The organism is Streptomyces sp. HUAS MG56 (assembly GCF_058673395.1).
Genome location: NZ_CM178722.1, coordinates 2,368,190 through 2,385,142, shown reverse-complemented (window position 1 = coordinate 2,385,142; position 16,953 = coordinate 2,368,190). Strand labels below are relative to the sequence as shown.

The 16,953-nt window shown below is 67.2% G+C and carries 10 protein-coding genes and 2 pseudogenes; 7 read left to right on the top strand and 5 right to left on the bottom strand.

What is annotated here, in order from left to right; genetic code table 11:
* Positions 1 to 23 precede the first annotated feature (23 nt).
* Positions 24 to 1,031, top strand: a complete 1,008-nt coding sequence (gene cas7g, locus AC4OXY_RS11425) for a type I-G CRISPR-associated RAMP protein Csb1/Cas7g (RefSeq protein WP_451237234.1) — start codon at positions 24 to 26, stop codon at positions 1,029 to 1,031.
* A complete protein-coding gene (gene csb2, locus AC4OXY_RS11420) occupies positions 1,028 to 2,524 on the top strand; it encodes a type I-G CRISPR-associated protein Csb2 (RefSeq protein WP_491993851.1) in 1,497 nt (498 codons plus the stop codon). The genes cas7g and csb2 overlap by 4 nt, the downstream gene beginning before the upstream one ends.
* A 3,311-nt stretch (positions 2,525 to 5,835) precedes the next feature.
* Here csb2 and AC4OXY_RS11415 read toward each other — a convergent pair.
* A complete protein-coding gene (locus tag AC4OXY_RS11415; protein WP_491993850.1) occupies positions 5,836 to 6,126 on the bottom strand; it encodes a transposase in 291 nt (96 codons plus the stop codon).
* Positions 6,127 to 6,200: 74 nt separating this feature from the next.
* Here AC4OXY_RS11415 and AC4OXY_RS11410 point away from each other — a divergent pair, with 74 nt between their 5' ends.
* Positions 6,201 to 7,373, top strand: coding sequence for an IS4 family transposase (locus AC4OXY_RS11410; RefSeq protein WP_491993849.1), 1,173 nt, complete (start codon positions 6,201 to 6,203; stop codon positions 7,371 to 7,373).
* A gap of 277 nt (positions 7,374 to 7,650) precedes the next feature.
* On the opposite strand, the gene AC4OXY_RS11405 is transcribed toward AC4OXY_RS11410, so the two are convergent.
* Complete coding sequence (locus tag AC4OXY_RS11405) at positions 7,651 to 8,034, bottom strand: hypothetical protein (RefSeq protein ID WP_356026594.1); 384 nt, start codon at positions 8,032 to 8,034, stop codon at positions 7,651 to 7,653.
* Positions 8,035 to 8,106: 72 nt separating this feature from the next.
* Between AC4OXY_RS11405 and AC4OXY_RS11400 the strand changes: the two are divergent.
* The 3 genes and pseudogenes from AC4OXY_RS11400 to AC4OXY_RS11390 form a co-directional block, all read left to right on the top strand.
* Positions 8,107 to 8,484, top strand: a pseudogene (locus AC4OXY_RS11400) (transposase family protein); the annotation flags it as partial.
* 72 nt (positions 8,485 to 8,556) lie between these two features.
* A pseudogene (locus AC4OXY_RS11395) lies at positions 8,557 to 9,036 on the top strand (winged helix-turn-helix domain-containing protein); the annotation flags it as partial.
* A gap of 1,451 nt (positions 9,037 to 10,487) precedes the next feature.
* Positions 10,488 to 11,105: a hypothetical protein gene (locus tag AC4OXY_RS11390; RefSeq protein WP_491993848.1), complete on the top strand. Its 618-nt coding sequence runs from the start codon at positions 10,488 to 10,490 to the stop codon at positions 11,103 to 11,105.
* A 14-nt stretch (positions 11,106 to 11,119) separates the two neighbouring features.
* Here the strand turns inward: AC4OXY_RS11390 and AC4OXY_RS11385 are convergent, their stop codons facing one another.
* The gene (locus tag AC4OXY_RS11385) at positions 11,120 to 12,283 is read right to left on the bottom strand and encodes a hypothetical protein (RefSeq protein ID WP_491993847.1); all 1,164 of its coding nucleotides are present in this window, start codon (positions 12,281 to 12,283) and stop codon (positions 11,120 to 11,122) included.
* A gap of 3 nt (positions 12,284 to 12,286) precedes the next feature.
* Positions 12,287 to 13,399 (bottom strand): ImmA/IrrE family metallo-endopeptidase, encoded by a 1,113-nt coding sequence (locus AC4OXY_RS11380; RefSeq protein ID WP_491993846.1) that lies wholly within the window; start codon positions 13,397 to 13,399, stop codon positions 12,287 to 12,289.
* A gap of 1,362 nt (positions 13,400 to 14,761) precedes the next feature.
* Between AC4OXY_RS11380 and AC4OXY_RS11375 the strand changes: the two genes are divergently transcribed.
* Positions 14,762 to 16,336, top strand: coding sequence for a hypothetical protein (locus tag AC4OXY_RS11375; RefSeq protein ID WP_491993845.1), 1,575 nt, complete (start codon positions 14,762 to 14,764; stop codon positions 16,334 to 16,336).
* Positions 16,337 to 16,447: 111 nt separating this feature from the next.
* Here the strand turns inward: AC4OXY_RS11375 and AC4OXY_RS11370 are convergent, their stop codons facing one another.
* Positions 16,448 to 16,921, bottom strand: coding sequence for a hypothetical protein (locus tag AC4OXY_RS11370; protein ID WP_491993844.1), 474 nt, complete (start codon positions 16,919 to 16,921; stop codon positions 16,448 to 16,450).
* Between the last annotated feature and the right edge of the window lie 32 nt (positions 16,922 to 16,953).

Below are 16,953 nucleotides of genomic sequence, written 5' to 3'. Positions count from 1 at the left end.
CCGTGCACGTGAAAGGACGCACCGTGATCACCACCGATCTCCACCGCATCCGCTTCGAGGTCCCCCTGCGCCCGGCCTTCGGGTCGACCTTCCAGCCCACTGGCTTCCCCGACATCGGCGCCGGCACCTTCGAAACCTTCGCCGACGACGGCAGCACGACCCCGTCCCTCCTGGTGGAGTCCGTGCAGTCCATGGCCAACCGCCTGGAAGCCACCGCCTGGGATCACGGCGCCCAGCAGCCCGTCGATCTGATCTCCGACCTGCCCTACATCCGTGTCCACCGCGCTAGCGCCCCCGAAGAATTCCTTACCTCCAGCCGCCTCGAAGCCCACCGGATCGCCTCCGCCTTCGTCCGCGAAGCCACCCTCGACGGCACCAAAATGCTCGACCTCATCGCCAGCAGACTCGGGCTGGAAAACGACAAACCGCTCAACTTCCCGGCCATGGCCGACGCCCTCATGGGCCTGGACCCCTTCGTGCTGCTGCACGGCACCTTCTTCAACAACAAAGCATGGTGGGGCCAGCCGCGATTTACCCGCGCCGTCTCCGCCGTCATCGAAGCCCACGACGTGCGCCGCGCCGTCAGCGGCGGACGCAAGAGCGACAGCGTCCGGCACGCCCTCGGCGACCAGAGCGAAGGAGCCGGCGGCACCAGCGAAGGCTACGGATCCGTCCCCTTCCACCGCGTGGAATGGACCGCACGCGAAATCCGTGCGATGTTCGCCATCGACACCGCCCTGCTGCGCTCCTACGGACTCGGCGAACCGCGCACCGAACTCCTCACCACGCTGGCCCTGTGGGAGATTCGCAGCTTCCTCGACGGCGGTCTGCGGCTGCGCACTGCCTGCGACCTCGAACCCGTCGCCAAGCCCACCGGCAACGCCGGAGACCTCCCCGAACGCGACGAACTCACCGCCCGGATCGCTGAACTCCTCCCCCAGATCACGGCAGCCCTTCCCACCCACGGCGCCCTCACCGTGCTGTGGAACGGCGAAAAGCCCAAGAAGAAGACCGCAGGCGGCGCCCAGTGATCACCCTTGCTCTGCACTTTCCCTGGAAGCGGTACCACGCCACCCCCTGGGGACACTTCGTCAACGAAGGCGCCGTCGAACTTCCCCCCTCACCCTGGCGCATCCTGCGCGCCCTCTACTCCGCCTGGAAAGAACGCTGCCCTGACCTGGACGAGGACCAAGTCCACCAGGTCCTCGCCCGGCTGTCCTCCCCGCCCGCCTACCGCATCCCGCCACACCACCTCAGCCATAGCCGCCACTACTTCCCCGACAACACCCATCGCTCGGGCAGCAGCGCAGGCACCGACCTCGCTCTGGACGCCTTCGCCGTCCTTGGTGGTGACGCAACCATTTACGTTCAATGGCCCGGCGACCTCTCCACCGACCTGTCCAAAACCCTGGCCCAGCTCGCAGAGTCCCTGCCCTACCTCGGCCGCGCGGACAGCATCGTCGAAGCCCGCCTGCTGACCAGCGCCGACGACATCCCCACCGACGCCCACACCCCAGCCGTCCAGCTCAACGGCGACGACGTCGCCCCGAACGGGTGGACGAACCTCGAACTCCTCGCCCCCACCATTCCCTTGGACCTTGTCGGGCTCACCATGCGCCCCACCGAGGTCCGAGCCCGCTCACTGCTCTACCCGCCTGGCAGTCGACTCCTGTCCTACGCGACCCCCATAACGCACCCTCGCGCACAGCCACCAACGCACGGGCCCAGGGCCAAACGCAGGGAGGAGAAGATCACTGCGGTCCGGCTCACCATCAACGGACCCGCGCTTCCCCCGCTGACCCAGACCCTGCCGCTCACCGACACACTCCGGTCCCGCTGCATCAAGCCCCTGACCCCAGGCAACGGCCGGCAGACCCCGCCTCACAGCAACCTTGCCGGCAAGGCTGCCGACGGCACGCCCCTCACCGGCCACCATCACGCCCACTTCCTGCCCTGGGACAGCAACCACGACCGCCGCATCGACGAAATCATCATCTGGGCGCCCGGAGGACTCGACACCGAGGAACTCGACGCCATCCACCAAGCGACCACCGGGACCATCGGCGTCCCGGAAGGCGTCCCAGGCCCACGCCGCCTCCACCTCCGCGTCACCGCCTACGGAGCAGCGGCTGACGTCTTCCCTGCCGAATGGACCAAACCCGCCACTCGTTACACCAGCCTCACCCCCTTCATCCCAGTGCGGCACCCCAAGAAACGCCAGACACTCACCGAGTTCTTCACCGCCGAAGCAGCCCGCGAACTCGCCCATCGGAATCACCCCGCCCCAGCCCATAGCAAGATTCTTCAAGGCGACTGGCCGCTCTACACCCAACACCGCTGGACAAAACGCGAGACCCGTAATGACAACCGACCAAGCCGGGGACTTCATCTCACCTTCAGCGATCCCATCAGCGGACCAATTGCCCTCGGCCGCCATAGTCACTTCGGCCTGGGACTCCTCCTCCCCGCCCCCGCTTCGGAACCAAACGCACACCATCGACACGCGGAACACACCGAGGCGTAATGTTCAAAATCACCGTACTTATTCATGTTGGAAGACAAGACAAGACAAGACAAGACAAGACAAGACAAGACAAGTACCAGGCCAGATACAGAACCCACAGCTCACGCGGGCTGTCCGAGGCCTCGCTGGCCGCAGCCCCATCGTAGGCGTTCCTTGATTTTCGCGACTCCCAGTCGCGTCCTCCTTTCCGCGGCCTCGCTGGTCGCGGCCCCATCGCAGGTTGTACCGGCTGAGCAGATATCCGGCGGCGTCCTGCTGTTCGCGGCCTCGCTGGCCGCGGCCCCATTGCAGGGCTGCGGCCGCCCGTCTGACGGTCCCGGAGCTGATCCTGTCCGCGGCCCCATCGCAGGACGTCTCCCAGGACGCACACCATGTGCCCGTGGGCGCTGTCCACGGCCTGGCTGTCCGCGGCCCCATCGCAGGGTGGGAATCGCCCAGGGATCGCCACCACCGGACGGCCTGGCCGCGGCCTCCCCTGCTGCGGCCCCATCGCCGGTAGTCATAGCCAGCCGCCACGGTGCGGGGACGCGGCCTGTCCGCGGTCTGCCCGTCCGCGGCCCCATTGCAGGGACATCTATGTGTCCAACAACCCCGTCAACTACAGCCTGTCCGTGGCTTGCTCGGCCACGGCCCAATCGCAGGACGTTCGGCCGCGGTGTGCACTTCCAGCCGGAGAAACTGTCCGCGGCCTCCTCGGTCGCGGCGCCATCGCAGGAGCGTCAGCATGGAGAGCTGACGCTGCACCTGCAGTGCTGTTCGCGGCCTCCTCGGCCGCGGCCCCATCGCAGGCAGCCCTTGGTCACCACGTGCGTGCCGTCGAATCCGACTGTCCGCGGCCTGCCTGGCCGCGGCCCCATCGCAGGGTGTTAAGTCCCGTGCCCTTGATGGAGACCTCGATGCTGTCCGCGGCCTGGCGCGCCCCGGCCCCCATCGCAAGCACATCGTCGCGGGTCCGATCGTCGACAAGCTTGCACTCCTCCCCGGCCTTCCCGGCTGCGGCCCTATCGCAGGCGCCAGTAGGCGAGCCGGTCCTGGCAGTACGCGCCGCTGTCCGTGGCCTGCCCGGATCACGGCTCCATCGCGGGAACGTTCGCCGAAGGGTGCGAGCGAAGAATTCGGCGTCTGTCCGCGGTCTGTCGGGCTTGCGGCCCCATCACAAGCGGTACAGCTCACGGCAGCTGCATATCCGCCCTGCCCGCGGCCTTCCCGGCCGCGGCCCCATCGCAGGAACTACCTGTGGTCCGACTCGTTCAACCAGCGGATCCCTATCCGCGACCTGCCCGGCCGCGGGCCCATCGCAGGACCGAGGGCAACATCCCGCAGGCCTTCGCCGGCGCGCTGTGCGCGACCTCCTCGGCCGCGGCGGCCCCATCGCAGGATCATTTTTCGGTCCGCGAGGAGCTGAAACTCGTGCTGTCCGCGACTTCCCTGGTCGCGGCCCCTTCGCAGGCCCGAGGTCGTGGACCGGTATGAGGCGTCCATCGGCGCTCTCCGCGGCCTCCTCGGCCGCGGCCCCATCGCAGGGGCGACAACAACATCCGTGGCGCCATCGCAGCGACCCTGTCCGCGGCCTACCACGTCGCGGCGTCATCGCAGGATGTTCGGCGGCGCAGTCTGGACCGACTGCCCGTTCCTGTCCGCTGCTTGGCAGGCCGCGGCACCATCGCAGGGATGTTTGCGCGTGACACTGGATCGACGAAATCGAGTCGTCCGCGGCCTGCCAAGCCGCGGCCGCATCGCAGGTGGTAGATGCCCGACTGGGTCTCCTCGGCAATATTCTGTCCGCGGTCTGCCCGGCTGCGGCTCCATCGCAGGTGGACATCCGCCCAGCCTCCAACGTGGTTACCGCCACTGTCCGCTGCCTGTCCGGTCGCGGCCCCATCGCAGGTGGTCGTACAGCGCGAGGATGCTCTGCTCCGCCGTCTGTCCGCGGCCTGCCCGGCCGCGGCCCCATCGCAGAAACGAGGGCTCGCAGACCTGGAACGGGTTCGGCGGTCCTGTCCGTGGTCTGTCCGGCCGTGGCCCATCGCAGGGCGTCTGCGAGAGTCTGCACGGCGGCAGCGCGAACCTGTCCGCGGCCTCTCCTGCCGCCGCCCCATCGAAGGGTCGGAATCAGCGCGTCAACGTAGACGGGAAGACCGCCTGTCCGCGGCCTGCTCGGCCGCGGCCCCATCGCAGGAACCAGTTCGTCCGCGACAACCTGAACGAGACTGCCCTCTCCGCGGCCTGCCTGGCCGTGGCCCCATCACAGGTACGCGGACAACGCGATCGTGCACGGCCAGTTCATCCTGTCCGTGGCCTGTCCGGCCACGGCCCCATCACAGCATGCTGTCGTTACGGATGTCTCGCGCCGTGCCGGCGGCCTGGCCGTGGCCCCTCCGGCCACGACCCCATCGCAGACACGTCGTCGCTGGTCCGATTGTCGACAAGTTTGCGCCAGTCCGTGGCCCGCCTGGCTGCGGCTCCATCGCAGCCTGATGCGGAAGACGGCCATCGCGTACCACGTGGTGCTGTCCGCGGCCTGCCTGGACGCGGCCCCATCGCAGGTCGAAGATCGCCTTGTACGTGCCGTCGACCTCGATCTGTCTGCGGCCTGCCTGGACGCGGCCCCATCGCAGGAAGAAGATCTCGACGTCGGTGTAACCGTCTGTCGTTTCTGTCCGCGGCTTACCTGGCCGCGGCCCCATCTCAGGTACGACACCACGCCCGAGGTCGGCACCAGCGATGCGCTCTCCGCGGCCTACCTGGCCATTCCGTCGCCTGCCGGGCCGCGGTCCCATCGCAGGAAGCTCAGCTACCGCCTCATGTGGCTCCTCGACCGAGCTGTCCGCGGCCCCATCGCAGCCATGCGCATATTCAGCCCGGCGCATGGGCCAAGTATGTCTGCAGCTTGTCCGGCAGCAGCCCCATCGCAGGTACTCGTGCGCCCACCACATGATCAGCCGTTCGTCTTGCCCCCGGTCTGGCCGCGGCCCCATCGCAGGATTGACAACGACGGTTGGCCGGGTGGCGTGGTCGGTCTGTTCGCGGCCTGTCCGGCCGTGGCTCCATCGCAGGGCCTGCTGGTACACCCATTGGCGCGTGGTACCGATCTGTCCGCGGCCTGCCCGGCCGCGGCTCCATCGCAGGTGCGTGGTCGTGTTCTGTCCTGGCCCTGCCGGTCACGAGACGCGCCACCCGGGGGAGAGAGGAAGCGGGTGTCCCGCAGTGCGGTCGCCCCGCACAGGGGATTCTCACAGGTGGTGAGGATTACGGCTTCGGGAGCAATTGAGTTGGGGGCGTGCTGGCCTGGCGGGTCGGCTGGTGGTTGATCAGCAGTCGGCCGGGCGGGCGAGTACCAGTTCGGTGCTCGGCTTGTGGCGGGTTGCTCGCCGGGCGGATCGGTCGGAAACCAGTCCGGCGATCGCGAGGTGGGTCACGGCGTAGGTCTCCCGGCGGCCGGTGAACCGCTGCAGCGGCCGCCACTGCTTGTACTCGGCGTTGGTGTGCTCCACGCAGATCCGCGCCGAGGACTGGCGGCGGCGCCGCTCACGCCGGGCGTGGCGCTCGCCCTGTGGAGCGTCGTCCTTCGGCTTCCTCGGCAGGATTCGAACCTGCGACACCCGCTTTAAGCGCAATGCCGTTGTTTTAGCTGTCGGGCGTACGCTGCTGTGCACTGCTCCCGGGGGTGGTTCGGATGTCTGCGGATGTCGGTGAGTTATCGGGGTTAGGGCTGCTGACCTGGGTGTATCCGCCAGGGTTGGTGGATCGTGTAGTGGCCGCTTGTGGTCGTGCGGAGCATCGCAGACGTCTGTTGCCGGCTCGGCTGGTGGTGTACTTCGTGCTTGCACTGGCCCTGTTCTCGCCGGCGCCGTATCTGGAGGTGCTGCGGCACCTGGTCGAGGGACTGCGAGGCCAGGGGCTGCTGGGCGACTGGCACATCCCGGCGAAGTCGTCGCTGTTTCGGGCCCGTCAGCGGCTGGGACCGGAGCCGCTGCGGGTGCTGTTTGCCACGACCGCAAAGCCGATGGGCACCGAGGCCACCCCGGGCTGCTTCTGGCGCGGGCTGCGGTTGCTGGCGGTGGACGGCACCTGCTGGGACGTGGCCGACAGCCCGGCGAATGAGGCGGCCTTCGGCCGTCCCGGAAACAGCCGCGGCCACGACAAGTCCTGCTTTCCCCAGGTGCGAATGGCCTGCCTGATCGAGGTGGGCACCCATCTCGTACTGGACGCGGAGCTGGCCGGCTGCCGCGCCGGTGAAGTCACCCTGGTCAGCCGCCTGCCGCGCTCCTGCGACGCCGGTCAACTCGTCCTGGCCGACCGGGAGTTTTTGGGCGTGCCGCTGTGGCGGTCATTCACCGCCAGCGGCGCCGACCTGTTGTGGCGGGTGCCCGCCAACCGCATCCTGCCCGTGGAGCGGATGCTGCGGGACGGTTCCTGGCTCTCCCGCATCTATGCCGGCAGCGACCGCGCTCACCGTGATCCGGTCACGGTGCGGGTGGTGGCCTACCAGCTGCACGGCACCGGCCGCGCCGCCGAGGACTACCGACTGGTGACCACCCTGACCGATGCCCGCCGTTATCCCGCCCGCCAGCTGGCCGCGCTCTACCACGAACGCTGGGAGGCAGAAGCCGCCTTCGCCGAGCTCAAGACTTATCAACGCGGAGCCCGCGTCGTGCTGAGCAGCAAGACCCCCGACGGCGTCCTGCAGCAGATCTGGGCACACCTGCTGGTCCATCACGCGCTGCGCGAGCTGATGGTGAGAACCGCCGCCACCCGGGGCCTGGATGCCGACCGGATCTCCTTCACCGAAACCCTGCGCTCCGCCCGGCGCAGCGTGACCCTCACGCCGGGCAATTTTTCCCCCTGACCTGCTGGTCAGAACCCTCGTCCTGCTCCAGCGCGACCTGCTCGAACGCCTCCTGCCACCCAGACGCCTGCGCAGCCAGCCCCGCGTCGTCAAACGCAAGATGTCCAACTACCGACTCAAACGGGCCGAACACCACACCTGGCCCCAACCCACCCACACCGGCGCCCAAGCAGTCCGCATCAAACGACCCCAACCCGCAACCACGTAAAGCAACGGCATTGGCTTTAAGCGTTGTCCCGTAACTGCTGGTCGCAGTGTGCCGGTAACGCCCGCTGGGTCAGCCGAAGAGGAGGTCGACGTCCTTCTCGATGCAGAGCTGCAGGACGACCATCAACTGGCGGGCGTCGTCTATGTGCCGTTGGAGAAGTGGGTCGGTGTTTCCGTCTTGAGGCTGGTCGGCGATCTCCTGCAGGCGGGGCAGGATCGCGGCGCACTGGTCCGGCGTGAGGTCGGGGCCGTCATCGTCGGGATGATTGAGGAGTGGTGCCAGGGTGGTGGAGTCGTCGTCCCACGGGCGCTGTCCGCCGAAGCCATGCATCTCGTCCAGTGCGAACCCCTCGGTCTGTGCCAGCCACCGCCGGAACAGGCCGAAGCCGGTGTAGGACCAGGAGACGTCCGGGCTGCCGGTGTCATCGTCTCCTGGAAACAGAACGAGCCCCACATGTCCTCCTCGCTGACCGAGCCCACAGGATCGGCCTCAAGGAAGGGCGACAGCAACTGAAATGATCCCGCCGTGGCTGGTGTGATCACGGCGTCGGAGTCGTCCTGGATAGCCCCGTTCACCGGGCTGAGCCCTCGGCAGTTCGGCAAGCTGATCACTGCACTGCGGCGCGAGGGTGCCGACCCGGTCGGCAAAGGCCGGACCTGGAGTCTGCCGCTGGAGGACCGAGTGCTGCTGGTCGCCGCGTACTGGCGCACGAACCTCACCCTGCGCCAATTGGCGCCGCTGTTCGGGGTGTCGAAGTCGGCGGCCGACCGCATCATCGACGACCTCGGCCCGTCGCTCGCGTTCCAGCCCCGCAGACGGTTCCGCAAGGACACCGTGCTGATCGTGGACGGCACCTTGGTGCCCAGCCGCGACCACACCATCGCCGAGCAGTCGAAGAATTACGCAGGTTGAAATCGTGGAGTCCGGTGGTCCGGTGGCCGTGACGGTCCTTGATCGTCGCGGTACGACGTCCTCATGCGGTACGCGCATGGGGGCGGGCTGACGCCCAAGGAGCAGGAAAAGCGGGAGCGGGTGCGCCTTGAGGCGGCCGAGCGGTTCGCTCGTGGTGAGAAGACCGAGGTCGTCGCGAGGGAGCTTCGGGTGACGTCGCGGTCGGTGCGACGTTGGCGGCGGGAGTGGGAGCAGGGCGGTGCGGACGCCCTGCGCTCGAAGGGGCCCGCCTCGGTGGAACGGCTGGGTTCCCGGCAATGGGAGCGGCTGGAGCGTGAGTTGAAGCGGGGCCCGCTGGTGCACGGCTGGGACGACGAGTTCCAAGGGTGGACGCTGAAGCGGGTCAAGCTGCTGATCGGGCGGATGTTCCACGTCGGGTACACGGTCCAGGGCGTGTGGAAGCTGTTGCGGCGGCACGGCTGGTCCGCGCAGGTGCCCCTGAGACGGGCGATCGAACGCGACGACGAGGCGATCGAGGTGTGGAAGGCTGAGGTGTGGCCGCAGGGCCATGCAGCGGGTCATCGCCGGGTTGGAATTTTGTGACCCACCTCAGCGGATGACAGGCAGTCACTCGCTGTGGGTGAGCGCGGGCTCGAGTGGAGATCACCGACGGCATCCGGTGTGTGATCCAGGTCCGTGTCCGTGACGGTGACCCGTTTGGGTTCGGCCGCAGGCGGGCTCGGCTGCTGGTTCCGGAGGTTGACGTCGACGACGTACCGGAAGCCGGGGGCTACAGCCGCCGCCATGGACAGAGGTGTTGGGGGTGCAAAGCGTGTGCGTCGTCTGCTATGACCCTGCGGGTCCGAGGACATCGCGAGGCGGCGCCTTTGTGCAGGGGCTGTGCGGTTCACCTGATGGGTGACGTCTCTGCGCTACGTGTCCGGGGGACGAATAAATGGTCATCGTGGCGCTGTAGCTGGTTTTTTCCGGCCTGGCCGTCCCCGGTGGGACCGGGCAGATCCCCACCGCCGTCGCTGCCGGGGACGGGTGGCTCGCACCGAACCGTGCATTGTTCGATGTCCTGCCTCTGGCGATTGACTTGCCGCTTCCAGGTAGCCCGCTGTTTGGTCCGTGACTGGTCCGGAAGGACGGCTCAGGAAGCCGGCGCCAACGTGATGAATCGGGCAATTACTACAAATGGGCCTCGCGTGATGAGGTGGAGGTAAATGGGCTCTGGTGGGAAATTCCCAGTTCAGCGCCCACTTCAAGCACCCTAGAAGAATCCAAGTTTCTTGGGCGAGTAGCTACAAAAGATGTTCTTGGTCTCCTTGTGGTACACGACTTACCCGCTTCTGACCTGCGGCAATGGGTGGAATCGCCCGATGCGAAGCCGAGTTGGTCCGCCCCTGGTCCGGATCTTGGTATGTGATGCCAGCGGAGGATCTTCCCGCGGTACTACATGGCACAGGTAGGCGAAGTCGTCTTCTGGCGTCCATGTGGTCCAGGTCGGTAGCCTTTGACCGAGTTGGGAACTCGCAGTCCAGGCCCGTCAACGCTATTGGTGACTCGGGCGTGACAGATGTTGACCCCCGTCGGCCGGTTTCGGCGGGGGTTCTGCCTACGGAGCCGATGACGTGGCAGGGGGCGGCCGCGGCTTGGGCGTAGGTGCTTCCCCTTGAGCGGGATGCGTCCAATGATTCGAACAGCTGTAGGCATTGTGCCGCGGGATGGTTACGATCGCAGTCGCTCGTCCGCGACCTGTTGTGGGTGCAGATTGTGCTGCGAGGGGGCGGCGGATGGCCGATGCGGAGCTATCCGGGGAGGCGGTCGGCGGTCGCACGAGTGTCCGTACTAGCCTTGCCGTTCGTTTGGATGCGTTCCCGTGTCGAGGGCTGGTTGAGGTGCGTTGGTTTTGTTGTTGAGGCTGCTTCCGGAGGCGCGGGGCAGGCGGTAAGGATGTGCGCGTACAGCCCTGTTGGGGAGAGCGTCGGTGCAGGACGAGAGCGGGTTGGTCGATGGCAATCGCGGCACGAGAGCCCTTGGGTGTGGTTGCGGGAGCGCTGGCTCCTGGCGATCTCGTGCCCCGCGAAGCGAGCCTGGCGGTTGTTGAAGCCTTTGGGGTGAAGGTCGTCGCGGCCTACCGCTTCGAGGCTCAAGAGCGGGAGCGACGGGCAGCGGCGGGGATGGCTCCGCTGACGCGACCGGATGCCCTGAACCTCCTGATGGCGTTGCCACTCGGCGAGCCTGTTCCCGCCGGATCACTGAGCGACAGGGAGCGCCGGGCATTGAAGTGCCTCCCGAAGGGGGCGGTGGTTCGACGCGATGGATTGATTACCCGTCTGGCGACCCAGCCGGTCTACGTCGACATGGTGTTTGTGCCCGGACGCGGCTGGGAGTCGGCGATGGAGCAGGCGGAGCGGTTTACACCGTTCACAGCTCGTTCCGTATTGATCGATGGTGTGTTGCGGCGCAAGGACGAGGCTGTGATGCGCGCTGACTTCTACGGCATTGGATTGCTGCACGTCCAGGGGGCTGCAGTCGAGGTCGTTGTGCCACCAAGTCCCTTCGTGCGCAGGCGCCATACGGTTGCTGGCTGGAAGTTCCTGGAAGACGTCCACCGCCAGCTGGCCTGAGGTCTCGCGTTAGGCTATGGCGTGACGGGCAGCGTCGCCCATGCCTTGAGCGGCGCGGGTACTTGGAATCCGGACCTGGGGGTAGCTCCCTGCCCGATGCGCTGGTTTTCCAGTGCGTAGCGGTCGACGGCCGCGGCGCATTTGTTGCGCCACCACGTCTTGCGCTCGGTGCCCGCCCGGTAGCTGGCCATGTCGCTGACCCATTCACTCCAGGTGAAAATGTTGTGGCTGTCAGCCTCACGCCGCGTTTCTCCGTCGGACAGGAAGAAGCGGTCGAGACCGCGCCCGTTGCACTCCTCGCAGGCGCAGGTTGCCGGATCTGCGTTGGCGTAGAGGGTGGACAGCGACTCGGCACCTTTGAAGCACATCAGCTGTGGCATCAGCACGTGCGGATACGTTGGCCCGCCACCTCGCTTGCCAATCTGGGCCTTCTCGTCGGGCGGTATCGCGTGGCGGAGTGAGCTTCGGACGCCGATTCCCGCGCAGAGGGCGCCATGCGCCATCACGTCGAGGGCTGCGAGGTCTGTGCGCAAGAGCGACATGTGCTCGACCTCGGTGAACAGCCGCCGCAGGTTGGCCGGAATATCCTTCGCTTGTTCCAGCGGGTCGAACTGGCGAAAGAGGATGATGGCCTTGGGGTGGTGGATCTTGGCGCAGACCGCGATCAGCTGCCCGATGTTCTCCCGGTTCAGCCAGGTGACATCGATCGGTAGGGAGACCAGGGTGTCCGCTCGCTCGATCCGGTTGGCTTCCCGTAGTACTGCCTTGAGGGCACGGGAGTTCGCCGGCGGTATGTAGCCGGTGGGTGTCAGTGCTGCGCTTGCTCCCCGAGCCTTCTGGAAGTTCAAGGAGTCGTCCACGGCGCCGAACAGTTCGTCGGGGGGAGCCATGAACGGCTCCTCCGCCGTTGCCGTGTAGGTGGCGTACACGGCGCTGTCGATCAGCAGAGTGCCCTGGTAGCCGACGTCGGCGCGGAGCTGGAACGCTCGAGTGTCGGCGTTGGCACCGGTCATGACCACGCCGCCCAGGTCATCATCCAGGGCAGGACGAGGACGGGGAACTGGCTGGGTATGTTCGTGCAGCAGTACACGTCCCTGCAGAAGCGGCACCGCTGCCACGGTGTGGTCGAGCGTTTTCACGGCGGGCGGTCGCCGCCTGGGATCGGGGGCGTTGCTCATGAATCACCTCGCAGAAGGGTCCGGTACGTCCTTGTGTCCGGACGGAGAAGAAGCGCACAAGTAGATCTCGTGGAACTCCTCACGACCCAGGCCCGCCAGGTGAGCGGTCTCGGTCGCACTGAGGTGGTGCTGTTCCTCAAGCCAGGTGACGGCCTGAGCGATATGGCGCGGGGTCTCGCGCCGGATGACGATTGGTTCGTTGGTGCGGTAGCCGAGTGCGGACAACTCGACCATGAGCGTGCGGTACTGCCATTCGCTGATCACGCCCAGGTCCACGGCCCGCCGGATGAGAGCGGCCATGGAGACCCCCCAACGGGCTTTGAGGTCCATGAGGCGGGCGACGTCGATGCCGGGCTTCAGCTCGCCCAGGATCACCTCGTGCGGCATGAGGAACTCGGCGGCGAACCGGTCGGCCTGGGCCTCCTGTGTACGTCCCTCGCCCGGCTCGCGGTGCATCATCAGATGGCCCAGCTCGTGAGCGAGACTGAAACGTGAACGATCCCCAGGGGCACTAGAGTTGAGGAGCACCAGCGGCGCCCTGTCATGCGGCCACTGGCTCACGGCGTCGAGGTCGGTGGTGCCCAGATCGCGGACCACGACCAGGGCGCCAGCGTCTTCGAGTAGCGCGACCAGGTCGTCGACGGGGCCAGCGGGAACGCTCCACTCCTCGCGCAGCGTCTCCGCAGCGTCCGCGGGAGTGTCGAAATCGTTGACCTCAATGGGCCTGAACCGGTGGGGACGACAGAGGGCCGCCGCCTGCGTCACCGCTTCGACCTGGAGGCGGGTGAGCGCCAGCGTCGCATGGATCCGGCGCAGCGCGGGGGCTCCCAGTGAGGCCCGCTTACGGTGGTGTATCAGCCCGATGCCTACCCCGGCCGTATCAATGGCCTGGCACAGCATCTCGGGTGTGAAGCGAAGCGCGGCGGCGAACAAGAGGACCCGCTCGGCCCGGACCGTGATGCGTCCGGCTTCGGCCCGGCTTACGTATCCCTGCGTGATGCGGTTGCCCTCCACGCGCGACATCTGTTCGGCAAGCTCGGACTGGGTCCACCCCCGAGAGTCGCGCGCCAGGGCGAGCATGGCGGGATCCGCCAGCAATCCTTGCTGATCACTCACAGTCCACCTCCAACCCTGGCAAGTCTCAACTCCACTGAGAATACACGGCTTTATCCCCCAAAATATTCCGCGCATGATCCGCAGGAGTGTGATGTCTCCATGGGTATCACGCACCACTGACAGCCCAACTGGGCGATCCATGAGTGGTGTTGGGCGAAGCCTCTGGACGCACACCCAACGGGGCAGCGCTGCTGCCGCGTTGGCTCGGTGCCGATTCGGTAGGGCAACCTGTCTCTCGGCCGCTGTCTGGGGATGATCCGTCGTGAGCCTGGCGATGTCCTCGATGGCAGACGTAGAGGCCGTCACGCGACCGGTTCGGCCGGGGGCGGCGGCGCCCAGCACTTGCGTCCACCCCTGGCCCGCAAATGGTCACCCGCTCTGCTGACGGTCTCTGACGCGGCTTGACCGCAAAGCTGCGGGGTGTGTCGTTTGGCTGCGGTGTCTGCGCACTCGGCTCAGCGGGTTCCCGAAAGCCGTCACCTCGATGATCGCGGTCCTGGTTCCTCGTGGATGGCGTGCTCGTCACCGGGTGGGCCTGGCGGGGGATGGAACGGGGGAGCAGTTCCCCCTTCGCGGATCCGTTCTTCACGAGGCAGCGCCTGGACGGCCACACGCAGGACGTCTCCGACGCGCTCGCCCTGCCGCAGGCCGAGTTGGCCGGCATCTGGCCCGGCGTTGGCATGGCGGATGACGCGTACAAGCGCTCCTACCGGGGGCGGTACCCCGATGCCGGGAAGATCAACGGATCGTCGGGTAGGTCGCCTTGGGGTGCGGTCGTAGTCAGAGGGGGTGGCTACTGTCCCGCGTATGCCGAAAAAGAGGAAGAAGAAGCCACCGTCGCGAGCCCGGCGCACCGGCGAGGTTGCCCCGCACGAGCAACTGCCCTCCGTGATCAAACTCGGTGGCCCGCGGGTGCCGTCGCGCGGGTGGACCTTTCAGGCGTTGATCGACGCGGGTCGGGAGTCCGGCCAGCCACTCTTGGAGTTCACGGCGCAGCCTCCCGCCGGATACTCATCCGATTTCGTCCCGCAGGTCGATTCCCCTCGGGCGCCGCTCCAAGCGGGGTGGTACCTGCGGTCCGACCTGGCCGTCCCGGTCTACCTGTGGGTGTTTTCCGAGAGCTAACTCGCCAATGATCCAGGCGCGTTGAATTCGCGGCGACGAGGGTTCGCCTTCTATGTGGCGCACTCGGTGTGTACGCGCGGAGGAAGTGACGGCGCCTATGCCAGCGCGGAGGACTTGGAGGCGTGGACTCCGGTTGTGGCGCCGGACCCGAGCATCGTGGACGCCGACAGGTATGGCCACGCGCCCGTTTATCGCACGCCTGCGGTACGGCGGCTGCCCCCAGGATCTCCCCGCACGGTGGGAGTGCTGGATGTGGACTATGCGCGGGTAGCGGGCCGGGGCCTGCCCGAGCGCTGGGATATCGACGTCGTCGGCTTCTTGGTGATGGAACGACAGGAGGCCGCCGACCTGCCGGGACAGGAATTCTGGCGGCAAACAGCCTTTCACACGTTCCGAGACCAGAATCTGTCGAACCTCCGTGCCGCGGCCGGAGACGTCGACCTGATCATCGGCCACAATCTCTTCGACGGTGACTACCGATGCCTGCGGACCTACGGCGACGTGGTGGACGTCGGCGTGCTGGCCGCGAAGACGGTGGACACGCTGTATGCCGCCCGTCATGTGGTCGGCGGCGGCGCATCTCGTGCGGCGCGTCTGGACCTCACCACGTTGGCGGGCGCCCAGGAACTGCGGGAACGGGCGAAGACAGCGTCGCGGACCGAGGCACACCGCGGCATCCGCACTATTCATGACGCGGAGGAGCGCTGGTTCTTCCAGCCCATTTCTGATGACTGCGAACTGATGCTGGATATGTGGCTCGAACTGGTCACCAGTCGGCGCCTGCGCAGCGTCCTCCCGTCGGGTGAAGCGGTGGAGTACCCGATCGGCGAGGACGGTCTGCGACTGCTGCTGGAGCCGCAACTCGCCCCGGACACCTTCACGAACCTGCTGACGACGAAAGGCACCGTCTACCCGCTGCAGGGCGCGGCGCGCAATGAGAGCGTGGCCCGGATCCACCGCGAGATCGAACAGCAGCGGGCCGACGGCACGCTGGCCAATCGCCACCCCGCCGCCGCGCACCGCCAGCGCTGTATGGCACCCAGCGACACGGGGGGACGGCAGTGCGACCAGCTCATCGAGGCGACGCAGACGTATTGCCGTGCCCATCGCACCAAGCGGCGCTGCCGAGGGAATCCGGCCCTCAACGACGCCTGCACCGCCATCGCCCACGGCGATCTGGCGCATTGCCGCTGGCACCGTATGACCGCGCTCTACGTCCCACAAGGGCAGCGAATCATCGAGGACTTCACCCTCGCCCTGCCGCTTCGCGGCTGGGAGCGGGGCAGCGACTGGGGATACGACACGGGGACGCGTTCGTTCTTCGCGAGGCTGTACCGCAACGAGGCCGACTCGTCCGGCTCACCGACCGTATGGCTTTCGGGCACTGATCCCGACCTCGGCAACGTGGTCGCGCTCACGGACGCCGTGCAGAAAGCGACCGGGGCGTCCCGGCAGGATGTCGTGGCAGCCCTGACAGCGGATCGGAAGTCACCCCGAGAACGCGCCGTGATCACCCAGGACTGGGAACCGGCCGGGTGCGACCGTCCCTGCCCGTGCGGCACCGCGGACTGTGGCCACGGCGCACCGTGCCCGAACGACGAGTGCAGCGGTCACGACGTCCATACGATGCGCAACCCTCGCACCGAAGCGGACGTGACAGCGTGGCAGGACCATTTCGACTGCTGCAAGGGCTGCTCCGGCAGCTTCCTGGACATCTCACTCCCGGAGCGCCCCTGGGGCGAGATGCACGACGACGGCACCGTGACCGTGTACGCCGGGGTGTGCCACTACGAGCTCGGTGTCTACCCGTAGCCGCGTGCAGTCGTGGGGGAACAGTGTAGCGAGCCGGGGCCGGCGGGTGTCCGCGACCGAGCTGAACGGCAGGCGGGCTGGGCCCGGACGCCGTTCGCTGAGTGCGGCAGGTCAGCGGTGGCGCCAGGTTTGGCGCAGGCGCAGGACTTCGGTGGCCCAGTGGGCGGGAAGGTCTGGCTCGGGTATGCGTTCGCGGAGCGGTTCACCGACCGGTGTCTCCTGGTCGACGGCGACCAGGAGTTCACCTTGGTCGTCCGGGTGCAGGTGCGGCAACCCGCCCGCCATCCGCAGCCGCAGGTCACCCCACGTCAGAAGTGAGCCACCGCTGCGCGCCGCGTCCTTGAGGACATCCCGGGCGATGGCGGCCAGCTTGTCGATGGTCTCGATCGGCAGATGGTCCGGGGGAGACGGTGCGGTGGCCTGGGGACCGGGGACGGAGTTGACTGCGAACGCCGCCTCGGACACCGTGCTGCCCCCGGACCCGATGCCGGCCCGCAGCTGCCGCAGGGACGCATCCAGATCGATGCTGCCCCAGACCCCGTCGATCTGGAACTCTTCCTTCAGGAACACGAACGTGCCGGGCATGCCATCCCCATCGATCACGCGACGTCCCCTGC

Excerpts from the sequence above, each read along its gene's own strand:
- AC4OXY_RS11410 (WP_491993849.1), top strand. The coding sequence starts at position 6,201 with ATGTCTGCGGATGTCGGTGAGTTATCGGGGTTAGGGCTGCTGACCTGG.
- AC4OXY_RS11390 (WP_491993848.1), top strand. The coding sequence starts at position 10,488 with ATGGCAATCGCGGCACGAGAGCCCTTGGGTGTGGTTGCGGGAGCGCTG.
- AC4OXY_RS11385 (WP_491993847.1), bottom strand. The coding sequence starts at position 12,283 with ATGAGCAACGCCCCCGATCCCAGGCGGCGACCGCCCGCCGTGAAAACG.
- AC4OXY_RS11370 (WP_491993844.1), bottom strand. The coding sequence starts at position 16,921 with ATGCCCGGCACGTTCGTGTTCCTGAAGGAAGAGTTCCAGATCGACGGG.